The organism is Anaeromyxobacter oryzisoli (assembly GCF_022690765.1).
In the GTDB taxonomy this organism is placed as follows: domain Bacteria; phylum Myxococcota; class Myxococcia; order Myxococcales; family Anaeromyxobacteraceae; genus Anaeromyxobacter; species Anaeromyxobacter oryzisoli.
The window spans coordinates 42,326-57,913 of the sequence record NZ_JALCZA010000027.1; the positions used below are offsets into that span (position 1 = coordinate 42,326).

The window sequence follows — 15,588 nt, forward strand, 5'->3', positions numbered from 1 at the left end:
CGGAGGATCGCGTGGAGACCATCCTGAAGCAGCGCGCACCGCTGCGGCCGGCGCGCGTCGAGGCGCTCGTGGTGGCGGCGGGCGAGCGCGCGCGCCAGCTCGTCGCCGCGGCGCGAGACGAGGCGGAGCGGCTTCGTGCGGGCGTCGAGGCGGAGCGCGCCGCCGCCCGCGCCGCCGCCGAGGCGGCAGGCTACGAGGAGGGACGGGGGCGCGCGGCGGCGCTCCTGGCCGGGGCGGCGGCCGAGCGTGACAGGGTGCTGCGTGGGCTCGCCGGCGAGGTCGCCGGCCTGGCGATGGACGTGGCGCGGCGCGTCCTGGGGCGTGAGCTCGCGTCCGACCCGGCGGCGGTCGTGGACGTGGCGGCGCGGGCGCTCGCCACGGCGCGCGAGCGGGCCGTCGTCACGCTGCGGGTCAGCCCGGCCGACGCCGCGCGGCTCCGAGCGGAGGAGCCCCGCCTCGCGGCGCTCCTCGCGCGCGCCGCCGGCCTCGGCATCCGCGAGGACCCGGCGCTCCGGCCAGGCGACGTCGTCGTGGAGACGGAGGCGGGCCGCCTCGACGCCCGCGTCGAGGCTCAGCTCGCCGAGCTCGAGCGCGCGCTCGCGGGGGCGTCCTCGTGACGCTCGATCTCCTGCCGCTGCGCGCGGCGCTCGACGGCGCGGATCCGCTGCCGCTGCGCGGCCGGGTCACCCGCCTGACCGGGATGGTGATCGAGGCGGCGGTCGCCGGCGTCCGCACCGGCGACGTGGTCGAGATCGCGCGGCCGGGGCGATCGCCGCTGCTCGCGGAGGTCGTGGGGCTCCGGGAGGACCGCGCCGTCGTCGTCCCGCTGGGCGAGCCGACCGGCGTCGGCGCGGACAGCGAGGTGGTGCCGACCGGCGCGCCGCTCGGCGTCCACGTCGGAGAGGCGCTCCTGGGCCGGGTCCTGGACGGGCTCGGCCGCCCCGCCGACGGCCTCCCCCTGCCGCCCGGCCTCGAGGAGTGGCCCGTCGAGCGGCCGGCGCCGGCGCCGCTGTCGCGGCGCCCCGTCTCGAGGCCGCTCGCGCTCGGGATCCGCGCGCTCGACGGGCTCCTCACGGTCGGCGAGGGGCAGCGGCTCGGGCTCTTCGCGGGCTCCGGCGTCGGCAAGTCCACCTTGCTCGCGCAGGTCGCCCGCGGCGCGCGCGCCGACGTCTCGGTGGTGTGCCTCGTCGGCGAGCGCGGGCGCGAGGTGCGTGAGTTCGTGGACCGGGTGCTCGGCCCGGAGGGGCTCGCCCGGTCGGTCCTCGTCGTGGCGACGAGCGACGCGCCCGCCCTGGTCCGGCTCCGCGCCGCGCACGTCGCGACCGCCGTCGCGGAGTGGTTCGCGGACCGCGGCCGGAGCGTGCTGTTCCTCCTCGACTCGGTGACCCGCTACGCCCGCGCGCTCCGCGAGGTGGGGCTCGCGGCGGGGGAGCCGCCCGCGCGGCAGGGGTACCCGGCGTCCGTGTTCGCCGCGCTGCCGAGGCTCCTGGAGCGAACCGGCAACCGGGAGCGCGGCGCGATCACCGCGCTCTACACCGTGCTCGTCGCGGGCGGCGACATGGAGGAGCCGATCGCCGACGAGGTCCGCGGCATCCTCGACGGGCACGTCGTCCTCGAGCGCCGCCTCGCCGCGGCGGGGCGCTTCCCCGCCGTGGATCCGCTCCAGAGCGTCTCGCGGGTGATGCCGGCCGTCGTGGCGCCCGGGCACCTCGCGGCGGCGGCGCGCCTGCGCGCGCTGCTCGCCGCGCACGAGCGGGTGCGGGACCTCGTCGCCCTCGGCGCCTACCGGGCCGGCGCCGACGCCGACGCCGACGCGGCCCTGGCGCGGCTCCCCGAGATCGAGGGCTTCCTGCGGCAGGGCGCCGACGAGGCGACGCCGCTCGAGGAGACGGTGGCGCGCTTGGAGGCGCTGGTCCGGTGAGCGGGAGGTGGCCGCTGGAGGCGCTCCGCGGGCTCCGTGAGCGCGAGGAGGAGGGCGCGCGCGCCGCCCTCGCGGCGGCGTGCGCGGACGAGCGGACCGCCGCGGCCGAGCGCGTCGCCCGGGCGGACGCGGTCGCCGGGTGGCGGGCGGCGCGGGCGCGAGCGGAGCGGGATCCGGGCGGTTCGCCCCTCCGGGTGGACGCGCTGGCCGCGCGCGATCGACGCTGCGCCGCCCTGCGGCGCCGGGAGTTGGACGCCGGAGCCGTGCTCGCCGAGGCGGAGCGACGGGTCGAGGCGGCGAAGGCGGACGTCACCCGTGCGCGAGCGGCGCTGTACACCGCGCGGCGCGCGCTCGAGGTGCTCGAGCGCCACCGGGCCGCGTGGGACGGCGCGCGCAGGCGCGAGCGGGAGCGGGCCGCGGAGGCGGCGCAGGACGACCGCGCGCAGGCACCGTGCGGCCGAGAAGGGGACGCGTGAGCGCGCGGGGTCGGTGCGGCCAGCCCGGCCGCCCGGCGCGGGCCGTCACCGTGCCGTTGACCGTGGCCGTGACCGTGGCCGTGACCGTATCCGTGCCCGCTTCCCGCCTCCCGTGGCCCGTGGCCCGTGACTCCGTCGGATCACGGGAGAGCGGGCCACGGGCCACGCGACCCGGTTCACGGGTCACGGAGAGGCCGGTGACGGTGACGGTGACGGATCACGGGAAGGTCGCGCCACGTCGTGCGATCGCGCGCCGAGGCATGCAGGCGCGGGGCGGGGCGGCACGCCCCGTTTCAACGTCCCCCGAGGCGCGTCTTCACCTTGCCCTGGTCGCAGTCGATCGTGAGGGTCCTCGGCTTGAGGTCGCCGGGCGCGGCCACGCCATCGCGCGCGAACTGATGCGTCGCGACGACGATCTGCTCGCCGTCGCGCACCGTCTTCTTCTCGTACCGCCAGGTCCCGTCGAGCGTGAGCACCACGTCGGTCCAGATCGCGGACGAGCCGTTCGACACGAGGACCTGCGTCTGGAGCGGATCCTCGAACGAGACGCTCACCTCCGCGCCGAGCGCGTTGCCGGTCGAGGGACACGCGAGCCAGAGCGTGAGGACGGAGAGGAGCGCCCAGCTCCCGACGATCGCCGCCCGGAGGCGCACGTAGCGCGTCGACTTGCGGTACCCCTCGGCGACGTCCTGGGCGAGGTCGCGCGCGAGGTCCTTCACCTTGTGTGCGGCGGCGATCGGATCGGGGCGGGCGGTGTCCTTCATGCGTCGGCAGCCTACCGCCCGGCCGGCGGGAGCGACAAGGTGCTGGCCGGCGACGATCGCCTACGCCCCCGCGCCCTCCAACCCCGGCGCGGCGATGGCGTGTGACTCGTCGCCGCCGGCGCCGCCGAGGGAGCGGTGCAGCGCGATGACGCGCCGCCGCACCTCGATCAGGAGCGCGTCCTTGTCGGGGAACTTGCGGGGATCGACCGGCGCGCCGAAGGCGACCCGGGCGACCCCCGGGCTCACGGCGACGAGCTTCTTCGGGGTGATCCGGCCCGTCCCGGAGATCGCGACCGGCACCACCGGGACGCCGGCCTCCATCGCGACGACGAAGGGCCCCTTCTTGAACGGGTGGACCCGCCCGTCGCGCGAGCGGGTGCCCTCCGGGAACACGATCAGGGACGTGCCGCCGCGCACGGTCGTGGCGGCGTGCCGGAGCGACGCGACGGCGCGGGCGTGGTTGCCGCGATCGACGGGGATGTGGCCGCCGAGCTTGAGGTAGGTGCCGAAGATCGGGATCCGGAACAGCTCCACCTTGGCGATGAACCGGATGCTCCGCGGGACCAGCGAGACGAGCACCCAGATGTCGAGGGCGCTCTCGTGGTTCGAGACGAAGATGAGCGGCCCGTCGGGGAGGGCCGGGCGGGGCGCCTCCTCCACGCGGGTCCCGGCGACCCGGAGGCAGGAGGGCGACCAGGCGCGCCGCGCGAACCACATCGGCAGTGCGCCCGAGCCGGTGAGCAGCATGACCGGGAGGCTCACCAGGAAGAACAGCGCCATGGTGACCGCCCCGTAGAGGAGGACGGCATAGCCGCGGATGCGCGCGCGCAAGATGAAGACCCCTCGCTCGTCCCCGGCACGCCCGGGTGACGGGTATATAGCACGCGGCTCGCGGCCGGCCGCCGATCTACACTGAGTCCATGAACGCCCCGCTCCGGCAATCCGACGAGGTCCGGGACGCGATCGCGTCCGGCGCTCCGGTCGTCGCCCTCGAGACGAGCGTCGTCGCCCAGGGGCTCCCGCCGCCGGACAACCTCGAGGCGGCGCGGCGCTGCGCGGCCGCGGTCCGGCGCGCCGGCGCGGTGCCCGCCGCGATCGGGGTGATCGGCGGGGAGATCGTCGTGGGCGCGTCCGACGCCGAGCTGGCGCGCCTCGCCGATCCCGCGCGGCGGCCGGCGAAGGCCGCCGCGCGGGATCTCGCGCCGCTGCTCGCCGCGGGGCGTGACGCCGGGACGACCGTCTCGGCGACGGCGGCGATCGCGGCGCGCGTCGGGATCCCGGTGTTCGCGACGGGCGGCATCGGCGGGGTGCACCGGCTCCTCCGCGACGAGGAGCCCGCGGGGGCGGCCGACGTCTCCGCCGACCTGCACGAGCTCGCCCGGGCGCCGGTGTGCGTCGTCTCCGCCGGGCCGAAGGCGATCCTCGATCTCGCCGCCACCGCCGAGGCCCTCGAGACGCTCGGGATCGCCACGATCGGCTACCGCACGAGCGAGCTCCCCGCCTTCTACGCCGACGCGAGCGGCATCCCCCTCGAGCACCGCGTCGACGACGCGGCCGGGGCGGCCCGGATCCTCCAGCTCCACTGGGACGCGCTCGGCCGCCGCGAGGGCGTGCTGCTGCTCGTGGCGCCGCCGGCACCCGTCGCGCAGGAGGTCGTGGAGGCCGCGGTGCTCGCGGCGCTCGCGGAGGCGCGGGAGCGCGGCGTCCGCGGGAAGGCGGTGACGCCCTTCCTGCTCGGCGCGGTGTCCCGGGCCACGCACGGCCGGGCGCGCGCGGCGAACCTGGCGCTCCTCGAGCGGAACGCCGCGGTCGCCGGCGAGGTCGCCGTCGCGCTCTCGGCGGCGCGGCGTGCCGCGGGTGCGCTACAATCGCGCCCCGTATGACGCCGCCGCCCGATGCGCCCCCCATCTTCGTCGCCGACGAGCCGGCCCTCGCCCGGCTGATCGCCGCCGTCCGGAACGAGCCGGTCGTCGCCGTGGACACGGAGTCGAACAGCTTCCACGTCTACCGGGAGCACGTCTGCCTGATCCAGCTCTCCACGCGCGAGCTCCACTTCGTCGTCGATCCCCTCGCCGTGGACGTCCGCCCGCTGGGCCCGGTCCTCTTCGACGGCCGCGAGACGGTGTTCCACGGCGCGGACTACGACGTCCGCTGCCTCAAGCGCGAGTACGGCTGGCGCCTGCCGCGCCTGTTCGACACGATGGTCGCCGCGCGGCGGCTCGGGCGCGTCGGGCTCGGGCTCTCCGCGCTCGTCGAGGCGCAGTTCGGCGTCCGCCTGTCCAAGGTGTTCCAGCGCTCGGACTGGGGCCGGCGGCCGCTCACGCGCGAGCAGCTCTCCTACGCCTCCCTGGACACGCGCTACCTGCTCCCGCTCCGCGATCAGCTCGCGAGCGAGCTCGAGGCGCGCGGCGTCGCGGACGAGGCGCGCCGCGAGTTCGACCGGATCGCCGCCGTCGAGCCGCGCGCGCGCGTCTTCGATCCCGAGGGCTGGCGGCGGATCCACGGCGCCCGCGCGCTGGACGGGGAGGGGAAGGCGATCCTGCGCGCGCTGTACCTCGCCCGCGAGGAGCGCGCGCGAGAGAGCGACCGCCCGCCGTTCAAGGTGCTGGCGGAGCCGACGATGGTCGAGATCGCCGCCCGGCGCCCCCGCACCGCGGAGGCGCTCGCGGGCATCCACGGCGTCACGCCGTCGGTGCTGCGTCGGATGGGCGAGGCCATCCTCGCCGCGGTGGGCGGCGCGGGGGCCGAGCACCGCGAGCCCTCCGGGCGTCCCTAGTCCGGTACTAGAAGGCGACGCCGGTCTTCGGCGCGACGATCGGCCGGAGCGGGTCGATCGGGGCGGCGGGGCCGCCCGCGAGCCCGCGGTAGACGTCCCAGTCGGCCAGCACCGCCTTCACGTACTGGCGCGTCTCCTTGTAAGGGATCGACTCGACCCACGCGTCGAGCGGCATGCCGGCGCGGGCCCGGGCCCACTCGGCCGCCGCGCGCGGCCCCGCGTTGTACGCCGCGAGGGCGATCGCCGGCTCCTGGAACCGCTCCGCGAGGAGGGCCAGGTAGTGCGCCCCGGCCGCGACGCTGACGTCGGGCTCCGCGAGCCGCGTCCCGACTCCCGGGGGGACGCCGAGCAGCGCCGCGAGCCGCTCCGCAGTGACGGGGCGGAGCTGCAGGAGCCCCTCGGCGCCGGCGCCGCTCCGGGCCTCGCGCCGGAAGCTCGACTCCCGGCGCATCACGGCGAGGAGCAGGGTGGGCTCGAGCCCGAACGCCCGCGCGCGCTCGGGGAGCACGGACGGGAGCGCCTCCGGGTGACCCCACCGCAACGTGCGCCGGGTCGGCGCGAGGTGATCGCGCGCCATCCGGAAGGGGAGCTCGGCGTCCCCGGTGAACGCCGCGAGCTGGGCGACGAGCGCCGCGGCCCCGCGGATGGGCGCCGAGCGGGACAGCTCGCGCAGCTCCGCGAGCGCCTCGTCCTCCAGGCCGAGCTCGAGGAGCTCGACCGCGACGGAGAGCCGCTCCGAGGCCGCCGGGTCGGCGCTCTCGGGGAGAGGGCGGACGGATGGGCGGACGGGCCGCTCCGCCGGCGCGCCGAGCGACGCGAGCCGCGCCCGGGCGAGGAGGCCGTACCAGCCGTCCCCGCCCCGCGCGAGCGCCGTCCGGTACAGCACCTCCTGCCGGGTGGGATTCCGCTCCAGCCGTCCCCGCCAGTACGCCGCCGCGTCGCCCAGGGGGCCGCGGTCGAGCCGCGCGAACGCCTTCGCGGCGTCGGCGCGGTGGCCGAGCCGGTAGCGCGACCACGCCGCGAACCAGAGCGCGTCCGCCGCGCGGTGCGACCGCGGGTGCGTCCGCGCGAACGCGTCGAGGGCCGGCGCCGCCCGCCGGTAGTCGCCGGCGTCGTAGTAGAGCCACGCCGCGAGGAACGCGGCCTCGTCCGCGAGATCCCGCTGGCGCCACTCCGGCAGCCCTACGACGGGCGCGGAGAGCGCCGCGACCTCGGCGTACCGGCGGCTCGCCTCGTCGAGCCGATCGGCGCGGGCGGCCGCGCGGGCGAGCACCCACCGCGCCGTCCGCTGGATCCGTGGATCCTCCGCGTCCGCCAGCGGCGCCGCGAGGCGCTCCGCCTCGTCCGCGCGGCCGATCGCGAGGAGGGCGGACGCGCGGAAGCTCTCCAGGCGACCGGGGATCGGCGCGGGATCCTCCGCCTCGCTCGCGGCGGCGATCGCGTCCAGGGCCGCCTCGGGCCGCCCGGCGGCGAGGAGGCGATCGGCGCGGGTCAGCTCGTCCGTCGTGGTCGGGGACGGCACCGGGCCACCCGCCGCGCGCCATGCGGCGAGGGCCTCGCCGGCGAGGGCGGCGTCCGGGAGGTCCGCCTCGAGCCAGAGCGCGCGGTACGCCTCCACCGCCCCTGCGTCGTCCTCGACGGCGCGGCGGGCCTTCGCGAGCGCGAGGCGCGCCGGGGACGCGATGGCCGGGCCGGGCGATTCGCGGAGCAGCGCCTCGAGGAGGGGCACCGCCTCCGTCGCGAGCCCGGCCGCGAGCAGCGCCTGCCCCTCGCGGAGCCGGGCCCGCCCGCCGATGGCGAGATCGCGGCCCGCCGCCGCCACGTCGAACAGCCGCGCCGCCGCCGACGCGTCCCCCGCCGAGAGGAGCGCCTCCCCGCGGGCGTAGGCGAGGTGCGAGCGGGCCGGCGCCGTCGGCGGCGCCAGGGCGACCTCGAGCGCCGCCTCGGCCTCCGAGGGGTCGCCGCGTGCGGCGGCGGCGAGCCCCAGCGCCGCGGAGGCCCGCGCGCCCGCGGCCCCCCGGGAGCGCGCGGCGAACGCGCGTCGAGCGGCGGCCTCGGAGGCCGCTGCTCGTCCGGACGCGAGCGCCTGCGCGGCCTCGCCGATCCCCGAGAGCCAGTCGCACAGAGGGGCATCCCGAGGTGCGGCGGACGCCGTCCCGGGCGCGATCATCAGCGCAGACAGGACCGCCACGACGGCCGCGGCATGGCGCCACGGCGCCCAAGTCCGGGCGGCAAGTGAGCTTTCCACGGGGTGCCTCGACTCTACTCCAGGCAGGGGGTGGGGGCCTTGACTCGGCACATTGCAGGGCGCGATATAGCGCGCGTGTTCCGGCGGTTCATGCGCTCGGACGCATGCTTACGGGGTTCTCATCTTCGCTGGGCGGCTGGCCGGGCTTCGGTGTGGGGGCCGGGCCACGACGGGAGGGGGCCACGACGCACCGTCGCGCCGCGTAGGATGGCCGCGCCATCCGGAGGAGTCCATCGTGCTCGCCAAGCCCTGCCCGACCGAGCTGACCGCGCCGATCAACCCGGACCGCGGCGTCGAAGGGCACCGGAACCTCTTCTGCAACTTCTACGACAGCTGCCTGGACGAGGCCGTCAAGAAGGGATGGAACAGCTGGACGTGTACGCGGTGCCCGCTGCACACCGACGAGATCGAGGTCGAGGGCGGTCTCGAGAGCTACGCGACCCAGCGCCGCCTCGTGTGATGATGATGAGGCGCGCATCGCGCCAGCCCGTCCCGTCTCGCCACGGCCTTCAATCCGTGTAGACGACCGCGATGAACAGCCGGCCCGCGCCGAAGCGGCGGCTGTCGCCCGTCGCGACCCCCACCCCCACCCGCCGGAAGCGCGCGTCCCGCAGGTTCGCGGAGCGGATCGCGTCGTCGGGCGCGCTCGCGACGAACACGTCGGCGGCGGCGAGGTTCCGGCGAAGCGCGAGCGCGCGCCCGTCGAGCTCGCGGGGGTCGATCGCGTCCCGCTCGCGGAGCTCCTCCGCCGCGTCGGCGGCGAGCGCGTCCAGGGCGGCGTCCGCGGTGAGCGGCGGCCGGCCGAGGCGGGCCCGCTCGCGCCAGAGCGCCTCCCGCACGCGCGCGGCCGGCCGGAGCGGGCTCTGCGCGCCCTCGTCGGGCGGCTCGACGAAGATCTCCGTCAGGTAGACCGCCGCGCCGCCCGACGGGAGGCGGCCGCGCGCGAGCCCCACGCCGACGCGGGTCGCGCCGGCCTGGAGCATGTTCGAGCGGTGCGCCGGGCTCTCCTCGGCCGCGTCGTGGGCCGCCCGCGCGGTGCCGCCCCGGGCGACGTTCTCGTACGCGCGCCGGAACGGGACCGACGCGGCCCGGAGGCGATCCGTGAGCTCGCCCGAGCCGGGGAGCACATGGGCGATCCGTCCCGCGGCGAGCATCCGCTCGCTGTGCCGGCGCGCCACCGCGGCGAGCTCCCTGGACGGCTCGAGCGGACGGAGCCCGTGCGCGGCGCGGAGCGCGTCGAGGGCGCGGATCACCGCCGCCTCGTCGTCCTCGCCTGCCGGCGGTCGGGCCGACGTCGCCTCGGGCCGGGAGGCGCCCGCGCCGGCGATCGGCGCCGGAGCGCCCGCCGTCACCGCGAGCAGCGCCGCCACCTCGGGTCCCCCGCGCCCGTCCCCGACCACCTCGAGGACGTACCGCCCGCTCGCCGGGAAATCGACCGCGGCGCGGAACGCACGCGCGCCGCTCGTCGGGAGCTCCCGCGCCTCCCCGGAGGGGAGGGTCGCGAAGACGCGGGCGTGCCGAAGCCCGCGCTCGAGTGCCCCGGAGAGGGTCGCGGCCGAGCCGGGCGCGACCTCGCGCGGGAACGGATCGAGCCGGAGCTTCCGGTCCGAGGCGAGCAGCACGAGCACCGTCGCGTCTCCCGCGCGCGCCGCGCCGACGCCGACGTGGGACGCCGCCGTGCCGACGATCGCCCCCGCGACGGCCGCAGGCAGGTCCTCCGCCCGGCCCCGCACCAGGAACGCGATCGGCGCTGGATCCCACGCCAGCCCGGCCGCCAGGCCGGCGCGCCGGGCCGAAGGGCCGATGGGCTCGGCCGCGCCGTCGGCGGCCCCGCGGGCGAGGGCCCGCGCGGCCAGGATCAGCGCTCCGGAGACGCGCGGACGGGGACCGGTCCCCACCTGGGCCCGGATCGCGGCCAGGGCCGCCGCCTCGACGGGCGAGAGCGCGACGTCCGGCTCTGCGCCGTAACGCGGCGCCGGCGACGCTCCGCGCGAGGGGGGCGCGAGCGGGGCGGCGGGAGCGGTGGAGGATGAGGCTCGCGCGGGAGCGGGCGTGTTCGCGGCGCATCCCGCGCCCAGCGCGGCTGCGAGCGCCGCGCCGGCCAGCCGTCGCAGCGGCAGGGCGCTCGCGATCACCGCCCCGGGTCCACCCGGACGTCCAGCCCCTGGGCGATCTTCCGCCCGAGCCGCGCGTTCACCCGATCGCACACGATCGCCTCGTTGGCGGAGAGCTGGGTGGCCCAGGCCTCGGACCGGACGAGCACCAGCAGGCGGCCGTCGCGCATGAGACCCCGCATGGACGCCTCCCGCGCCAGCCTGGGGCCACAGGCCTCCGCGAACGCCGCCGCAAGCGCCGCGGCCCGGGCCTCCGGCCGAGGGGCGAGGAGCCCGGCGAGCGCTGCTGCGGCGGTGACACGGCGGCCTCTCATGGCGCCACCCGCTTGCGTTGAGCGTCGCGAGGCACACGATGCCGTCGCCGAGCGGGGGCACACGACGACCGAGCAGCGCAGGCGTGCCTGTTGGCACGTCGAGCAGCGCAGGGAGGAGTCTGCCCCGCGCAGGCAGGCAGCGTGCGCCGCAGCAGCTCAATGCGAGTGGGTGTCGCCATCACGGAAAGGGGACCCTATGAGGCACACCGTGGGCCCGTCAAGGTACGCTCGATGCGAGCAGGGTGCCGACAGGACTGCGACAACGAGCCGCGCTTTCAACAGGGGGTGCGGCACGTGTGCTAACGTTTCTACCCGCTCCGGGGGAAACGCTCGTGTCCAGGATCCAGACAGCGGGTGAACAGCCCGCTCACGCCCACACGTCGGCATCCCGCGGACGATTGAACCTGTCGTGGATCGTCCAGCTCCACTGGTGGGCGATCCTCGGACAGGGTGTGGTCATCTCCGGGGCTTCGGCCTGGTCCGACATCGGCCTGCCCGCCACCACGCTCGTCGTCCTCCTCGTCCTGGAGGCGGCCGGGAACCTGGTCCTCGGCGAGTGGGCGAAGCGCGCGCGCGTGACGGACGGCGCGATCGCCGTGGTGATGCTGCTCGACGCGGTCGTCCTCACGGTGCTGCTCGACCTGACCGGCGGCGCCTCGAACCCGTTCTCGACGCTGTACCTCGTGAACATCGCGCTCGCCGCCGTGCTCCTGCCGCCGCGCTGGTCGTGGCTCCTGATGGGCGCGAGCCTCGCGGGCTTCGGCTCGCTCTTCGTGCACGAACGGTTCTTCGGGGCGGGGCACCACATCAGCTCGAAGATGGACTACGCGCAGATGATGGCCGCCCACCTGCGCGGGATGTGGGTCGCCTTCGCGCTCGCGGCGGTGTTCGTGGTGTTCTTCGTCCAGCGCGTCACCCGCGCGCTCGCCGACCGCGAGAAGGAGCTGCAGGAGGCGCGCGCACGCGGCGAGCGGCGCGAGAAGCTGGCCTCGCTCGCGACCCTGGCGGCGGGCGCGGCGCACGAGCTCTCGACGCCGCTCTCCACCATCGCCGTCGTCGCCAACGAGCTGCAGCGCTCGCTCCCCGTGGAGTCGTCGCAGGCCGCGCGGGACGATCTCACCCTGGTGCGCGAGCAGGTCGCGCGCTGCCGCGAGATCCTCGACCGCATGGCGGCGCACGCGGGGGAGAACGTCGGCGAGCGGCTGGCGGTGCTCCCGGTCGGCGACTGGATCGCCGCCGCCCTGGAGGGGCTCTCCGGGCGCGAGCGCGTGCTCGTGGAGATCGCGCCGGAGGCGCGGGCGGCCGCGCTCTCCGGGCCGCCGCGCGGGCTCGCGGACGCGCTCCGGGGCCTGCTCAAGAACGCGATCCAGGCCTCGCCGCCCGGCGCGGAGGTGGCGTTCCGGGCCGCCCCTGCGGGCGACAGGATCCGGCTCTCGGTGGTGGATCGGGGCCGGGGCATGACCCCCGACGTGCTCTCGCGCGTCGGCGAGCCGTTCTTCACCACGAAGGTCCCGGGGGAGGGCATGGGGCTGGGCCTCTTCCTCACCCGGGCGCTGGCCGAGCAACTCGGCGGCGCGTTTCACATCACCTCCACCCCAGGGGAGGGGACGGAGGCACGCATCGACCTGCCGGCCAGCCGCGCCGGCGACAGGAGGAGCGCATGACGACGACGGCCGAAGCGAACCACGAGACCTTGCCGAGCATCCTGCTCGTGGATGACGACGAGGTGCTGCGGGAGCGCCTCGCGACGGCGATCCGGGCGCGGGGCTACGAGGTTCGCACCGCCGGCAGCGCGGACGACGCGCTGCGCGAGGCCGCCCGCGAGTCGCCGGAGATGGCGGTGCTCGATCTGCGGATGCCGGGCGGCTCGGGCCTCGAGATCCTGAAGGAGCTGCGGCGCCAGGACCCGTCCACGCGCGTCCTGATGCTCACGGGCTACGGCAGCATCTCGACCGCGGTCGAGGCGGTCCGCGAGGGGGCGGTCGGCTACCTGCCCAAGCCCGCCGACGCGGACGAGATCCTCGCGGCCCTCAACGGGACGAACACCGCGAAGGAGAAGGGCATCGAGACGCCCTCGCTCGCGCGCGCCGAGTGGGAGCACATCCAGCGCGTGCTCACGGACTGTGGCGGCAACATCTCCGAGGCGGCGCGCCGCCTCGGCATCCACCGCCGCTCGCTCCAGCGGAAGCTCCACAAGTACCCGCCGGCGCGCTGACGCTCGCCGCGCCGACCACCCCGCCCGCCACGCGCCCTGCCGAGGGGGCGCGGCCTCCGTCGCCGCGACCCGCGGCGGACGCGAATCCTTTTCGTCCGCCGCGGGTCGGACTATGCGAAGGGCGGGCGCGGCGGCCGATGGACGGCGGCGCCGAGGAGCGAGAGAAAATGGGTGACGCCACCACGGCCACGGTCGAGATCAACGACCAGAACTTCAAGCAGGTCGCCGAGAAGGACGGCATCGTCCTCATCGACTGGTGGGCGCCCTGGTGCGGCCCGTGCCGGGCGTTCGGACCGACGTACGAGAAGGTCGCGAAGAACCATCCGGACATCACCTTCGGCAAGGTGAACACCGAGGTGGAGCAGGGGCTCGCGGGCTCCTTCGAGATCCGGTCGATCCCGACGCTCATGATCCTGCGGGATCGCGTGCTCCTCTTCGCCCAGCCCGGCGCGCTGCCGGAGGCCGCGCTCGAGGACCTCATCCGCCAGACGCGCGCGCTCGACATGGACAAGGTGCGCGCCGAGATCGCGGCGCAGGAGAAGACGCAGCAGGACAAGACGGCGCCGCAGGAGTCGTAACCGGTACGTCGCCGGAGACATGCGGAGAGGGCGGGGGCTTCGTGCCGCCCGCCCTCTCCCTGCATCACCGTCCGGCGCTACTTCCCGCCGCCCGGCGCCGTCCCGGTCCCGGATTCCGGCGCGGGCGTGCTGGGCGTGCTGGGCGTGCTGGGCGCGCCGTACGAGCCGGTCTGCGACTTGGAGCCCGCCGACATCACCTCGATCCGGTGCACCTGGACGGTGTCGCCGGTCCCCGAGTAGCTCGCGCGGACCTGGTCGCCCTCGCGGATGTCGCTGAGGGAGCCGACCTGCCCGTCCTTCATCACTTGCGTGTCGCTGCTCACCCTCAGCTTCTTGTCCGAGTTGGCGAGGGTGAGCTGGTTCGCGTCGCGGTCGAACTTCTGGACCGTGCCGGTGAGCTCGTTCGCCGCGCTCGGCGCGCCAGGCGTCGTCGCCGCGCTCGACCCGGTGCCCCCCATCGTGCCGGTGCTCGACGGCTGCTGCTGGCCGGTCGAGGAGCTCGACTCCGACGGCTGCTGCTGGCTGCTCGAGGAGCTCGACTCCGACGGCTGCTGCGGGCTGCTCGAAGAGCCTCCGTATTGCGCGAGCGCCGGGAGCGCCGCCGCGAGGAGCCCCGCCATCCCGAGCCCCGTCACCGTACCCCATCCGAAATGCCTCATCGCTCCTCCCCTTCCCTGGTTCGGTTCATCGGGAGCCAGGCCGACGCGGCGCTGGCTCGTTCGTGCTGGCTCCCGATACGCTAGTGACGCGCTCCGCCGAGCACAGTGGTCGCCCCGATGGCGCGACTCTCGGGGAGGCGTCCGCCCGCGCCCGGAGCGACGCTCCCGCCGCCTGCTGTCCCACGCCCCATGTCCCTTGTCCCACGTCCCGTCAGACCGGCTTGCTACCTGAACGCCCGAGCAGCTATCTTGCTGCCGGAGCCGCTGGATGGAAACGGGGACGGAAACGACGGAGACGGGAACGGCGGGGATGAGAAAGGAGCGTCACGTCGTCATCTCCGAGCTGCGCGAGGCGATCCGGAAGATCGAGCGGAGGCCGGCGCGGCGGGGCGGGGTCGTGCCGTGCGGCCGGCCGGAGATCGACGGGGTCCTCCCGGGCGGCGGCTTCCCCCGCGGCGCCCTCACCGAGCTCGCCGGAGGCCCGGCGAGCGGCAAGACGGCCGCCGCCCTGTCGCTGCTCTCGGTCCTCGGACCGGACGAGCTGTTCGCGTGGATCGACACGCACGGCGAGCTGTACCCGCCGGCCGCCGCGGCGCTCGGCGTCGATCTCGGGCGGCTGCTCCTCGTCCGCCCGCCCGTGGGTTCGGCCGGCGGCGCCGAACGGTCGCTCCCCGCCGTGCTCTGGGCGGCCGAGGCGCTGCTCGCCTCCGGCGCGTTCGCCGCCGTGGCCGTGGACGCGCCGGAGGCGCGGCTGGCGCGCGGCGGCGACGCCGTCGCGCAGCGCCTGCGAGGGGCCGCGGAGAAGGGAGGCGCGGTGGGGCTCTGGCTCTCGAAGCCCGGCGCCGCGATCCGCGTCCCGGCGGCCGTGCGGCTGGAGCTGACGGCGGTCGCCGGGCGGGTGGTCGCCTCCAGGCGCCTCGACGGAGGCCCGATCGGACGGGAGCTCCTCCGCCGCGCGGGCGCGAGGAGGTCCGGCCATGCCGCGTGAGCGGCCGGCGCCGCGCGTGCTCGCGCTCCAGCTCCCGGACCTCCCGCTCCAGCGGCTGCGACGCGCCCGGGAGGCCGGGGTGGGCGGGGGACGGCCCCTCGCCATCGTGGAGGAGGGGCGCGTCGTCTGCTGCGATGCGGCCGCGCGAGCGGCCGGCGTTCGGGCGGGCGCGACCGCGACGGAGGCGCTCGCCGCGTGCGGGCGGCTCGAGGCCGTCCCGCACGATCGCGCCGCCGACCGGTCGGCCCTCCAGGCGCTGGCCGAGGCGCTGTCCGCCCTCGCGCCCGCGGTCGAGCTCTCGCCGCCGGACCTCCTCCTCCTCGACGCGAGCGCCGCGCACCTGCTCGCGCCCCGCACGCCGGTCGCTGGCACGGTCCCGGACGCGCCGGCGGAGGACGCCGACGCCGCGGGCGAGCGAGCCCTGGTGGAGCGGGCCCTCGCGCTCGCGGCCGAGATGGGCTACGCGGCGCGGGCGGTCGTCGCGACGGGGCGAGGGCCGGCCCGCGCGCTGGCGAGCGCCGCGCCGGGCGGGGCG

17 protein-coding genes are annotated in these 15,588 nt (G+C 76.8%); 11 read left to right on the forward strand and 6 right to left on the reverse strand.

Going from position 1 to position 15,588, the window contains the following annotated elements; genetic code table 11:
* The first annotated feature begins 11 nt into the window (after positions 1–11).
* From MNZ27_RS10795 to MNZ27_RS10805, 3 genes are read left to right on the forward strand one after another with little or no spacing between them, the layout of a single operon-like run.
* Positions 12–617 carry a FliH/SctL family protein gene (locus tag MNZ27_RS10795; protein ID WP_242394053.1) on the forward strand — a complete coding sequence of 202 codons (606 nt, stop codon included), beginning with the start codon at positions 12–14 and terminating at the stop codon, positions 615–617.
* A complete protein-coding gene (locus MNZ27_RS10800) occupies positions 614–1,921 on the forward strand; it encodes a FliI/YscN family ATPase (RefSeq protein ID WP_242394054.1) in 1,308 nt (435 codons plus the stop codon). Before MNZ27_RS10795 ends, MNZ27_RS10800 begins: the two co-directional genes overlap by 4 nt.
* Positions 1,918–2,397: a YscO family type III secretion system apparatus protein gene (locus tag MNZ27_RS10805; protein WP_242394055.1), complete on the forward strand. Its 480-nt coding sequence runs from the start codon at positions 1,918–1,920 to the stop codon at positions 2,395–2,397. The genes MNZ27_RS10800 and MNZ27_RS10805 overlap by 4 nt, the downstream gene beginning before the upstream one ends.
* A gap of 293 nt (positions 2,398–2,690) precedes the next feature.
* Here MNZ27_RS10805 and MNZ27_RS10810 read toward each other — a convergent pair whose 3' ends face one another.
* Together MNZ27_RS10810 and MNZ27_RS10815 are read right to left on the reverse strand one after the other, a co-directional pair.
* Entirely contained in the window at positions 2,691–3,161 is a 471-nt protein-coding gene (locus MNZ27_RS10810; RefSeq protein WP_242394056.1) for a hypothetical protein, read from the reverse strand.
* Between the two features lie 60 nt (positions 3,162–3,221).
* Positions 3,222–3,992 (reverse strand): lysophospholipid acyltransferase family protein, encoded by a 771-nt coding sequence (locus MNZ27_RS10815; RefSeq protein ID WP_242394057.1) that lies wholly within the window; start codon positions 3,990–3,992, stop codon positions 3,222–3,224.
* An 89-nt stretch (positions 3,993–4,081) separates the two neighbouring features.
* On the opposite strand from MNZ27_RS10815, the gene MNZ27_RS10820 reads away from it, so the two are divergent.
* Positions 4,082–5,044 carry a pseudouridine-5'-phosphate glycosidase gene (locus tag MNZ27_RS10820; protein WP_242394058.1) on the forward strand — a complete coding sequence of 321 codons (963 nt, stop codon included), beginning with the start codon at positions 4,082–4,084 and terminating at the stop codon, positions 5,042–5,044.
* Positions 5,041–5,937: a ribonuclease D gene (locus MNZ27_RS10825; RefSeq protein WP_242394059.1), complete on the forward strand. Its 897-nt coding sequence runs from the start codon at positions 5,041–5,043 to the stop codon at positions 5,935–5,937. The genes MNZ27_RS10820 and MNZ27_RS10825 overlap by 4 nt, the downstream gene beginning before the upstream one ends.
* 7 nt (positions 5,938–5,944) lie before the next feature.
* On the opposite strand, the gene MNZ27_RS10830 is transcribed toward MNZ27_RS10825, so the two are convergent.
* Positions 5,945–8,128, reverse strand: coding sequence for a transglycosylase SLT domain-containing protein (locus MNZ27_RS10830; protein ID WP_242394060.1), 2,184 nt, complete (start codon positions 8,126–8,128; stop codon positions 5,945–5,947).
* A gap of 292 nt (positions 8,129–8,420) precedes the next feature.
* Here MNZ27_RS10830 and MNZ27_RS10835 point away from each other — a divergent pair, with 292 nt between their 5' ends.
* Entirely contained in the window at positions 8,421–8,645 is a 225-nt protein-coding gene (locus tag MNZ27_RS10835) for a hypothetical protein (RefSeq protein WP_242394061.1), read from the forward strand.
* A 49-nt stretch (positions 8,646–8,694) separates the two neighbouring features.
* Here MNZ27_RS10835 and MNZ27_RS10840 read toward each other — a convergent pair whose 3' ends face one another.
* Both MNZ27_RS10840 and MNZ27_RS10845 read right to left on the reverse strand, forming a co-directional pair.
* Positions 8,695–10,320: a CAP domain-containing protein gene (locus MNZ27_RS10840; RefSeq protein ID WP_242394062.1), complete on the reverse strand. Its 1,626-nt coding sequence runs from the start codon at positions 10,318–10,320 to the stop codon at positions 8,695–8,697.
* Positions 10,317–10,613 (reverse strand): DciA family protein, encoded by a 297-nt coding sequence (locus MNZ27_RS10845; RefSeq protein ID WP_242394063.1) that lies wholly within the window; start codon positions 10,611–10,613, stop codon positions 10,317–10,319. Before MNZ27_RS10845 ends, MNZ27_RS10840 begins: the two co-directional genes overlap by 4 nt.
* 398 nt (positions 10,614–11,011) lie before the next feature.
* On the opposite strand from MNZ27_RS10845, the gene MNZ27_RS10850 reads away from it, so the two are divergent.
* The 3 genes from MNZ27_RS10850 (at position 11,012) to MNZ27_RS10860 (ending at position 13,406) form a co-directional block, all read left to right on the forward strand.
* Positions 11,012–12,277, forward strand: a complete 1,266-nt coding sequence (locus MNZ27_RS10850) for an ATP-binding protein (RefSeq protein ID WP_277957824.1) — start codon at positions 11,012–11,014, stop codon at positions 12,275–12,277.
* On the forward strand, positions 12,274–12,828 hold the full coding sequence (locus tag MNZ27_RS10855; RefSeq protein ID WP_242394064.1) for a response regulator transcription factor: 555 nt from the start codon (positions 12,274–12,276) through the stop codon (positions 12,826–12,828). The genes MNZ27_RS10850 and MNZ27_RS10855 overlap by 4 nt, the downstream gene beginning before the upstream one ends.
* A 167-nt stretch (positions 12,829–12,995) precedes the next feature.
* A complete protein-coding gene (locus MNZ27_RS10860; protein ID WP_242394065.1) occupies positions 12,996–13,406 on the forward strand; it encodes a thioredoxin family protein in 411 nt (136 codons plus the stop codon).
* A gap of 77 nt (positions 13,407–13,483) precedes the next feature.
* Here the strand turns inward: MNZ27_RS10860 and MNZ27_RS10865 are convergent, their stop codons facing one another.
* Positions 13,484–14,065 (reverse strand): hypothetical protein, encoded by a 582-nt coding sequence (locus MNZ27_RS10865; protein ID WP_242394066.1) that lies wholly within the window; start codon positions 14,063–14,065, stop codon positions 13,484–13,486.
* Positions 14,066–14,375: 310 nt separating this feature from the next.
* Between MNZ27_RS10865 and MNZ27_RS10870 the strand changes: the two genes are divergently transcribed.
* On the forward strand, positions 14,376–15,053 hold the full coding sequence (locus MNZ27_RS10870) for an ImuA family protein (RefSeq protein WP_242394067.1): 678 nt from the start codon (positions 14,376–14,378) through the stop codon (positions 15,051–15,053).
* The coding region (locus MNZ27_RS10875; protein ID WP_456298396.1) for a Y-family DNA polymerase at positions 15,043–15,588 on the forward strand (546 nt) is incomplete at its 3' end. The genes MNZ27_RS10870 and MNZ27_RS10875, both read left to right, overlap by 11 nt.

Excerpts from the sequence above, each read along its gene's own strand:
- MNZ27_RS10825 (WP_242394059.1), top strand. The coding sequence starts at position 5,041 with ATGACGCCGCCGCCCGATGCGCCCCCCATCTTCGTCGCCGACGAGCCG.
- MNZ27_RS10855 (WP_242394064.1), top strand. The coding sequence starts at position 12,274 with ATGACGACGACGGCCGAAGCGAACCACGAGACCTTGCCGAGCATCCTG.
- MNZ27_RS10810 (WP_242394056.1), bottom strand. The coding sequence starts at position 3,161 with ATGAAGGACACCGCCCGCCCCGATCCGATCGCCGCCGCACACAAGGTG.
- MNZ27_RS10865 (WP_242394066.1), bottom strand. The coding sequence starts at position 14,065 with ATGAGGCATTTCGGATGGGGTACGGTGACGGGGCTCGGGATGGCGGGG.
- MNZ27_RS10870 (WP_242394067.1), top strand. The coding sequence starts at position 14,376 with ATGAGAAAGGAGCGTCACGTCGTCATCTCCGAGCTGCGCGAGGCGATC.
- MNZ27_RS10820 (WP_242394058.1), top strand. The coding sequence starts at position 4,082 with ATGAACGCCCCGCTCCGGCAATCCGACGAGGTCCGGGACGCGATCGCG.
- MNZ27_RS10860 (WP_242394065.1), top strand. The coding sequence starts at position 12,996 with ATGGGTGACGCCACCACGGCCACGGTCGAGATCAACGACCAGAACTTC.
- MNZ27_RS10845 (WP_242394063.1), bottom strand. The coding sequence starts at position 10,613 with ATGAGAGGCCGCCGTGTCACCGCCGCAGCAGCGCTCGCCGGGCTCCTC.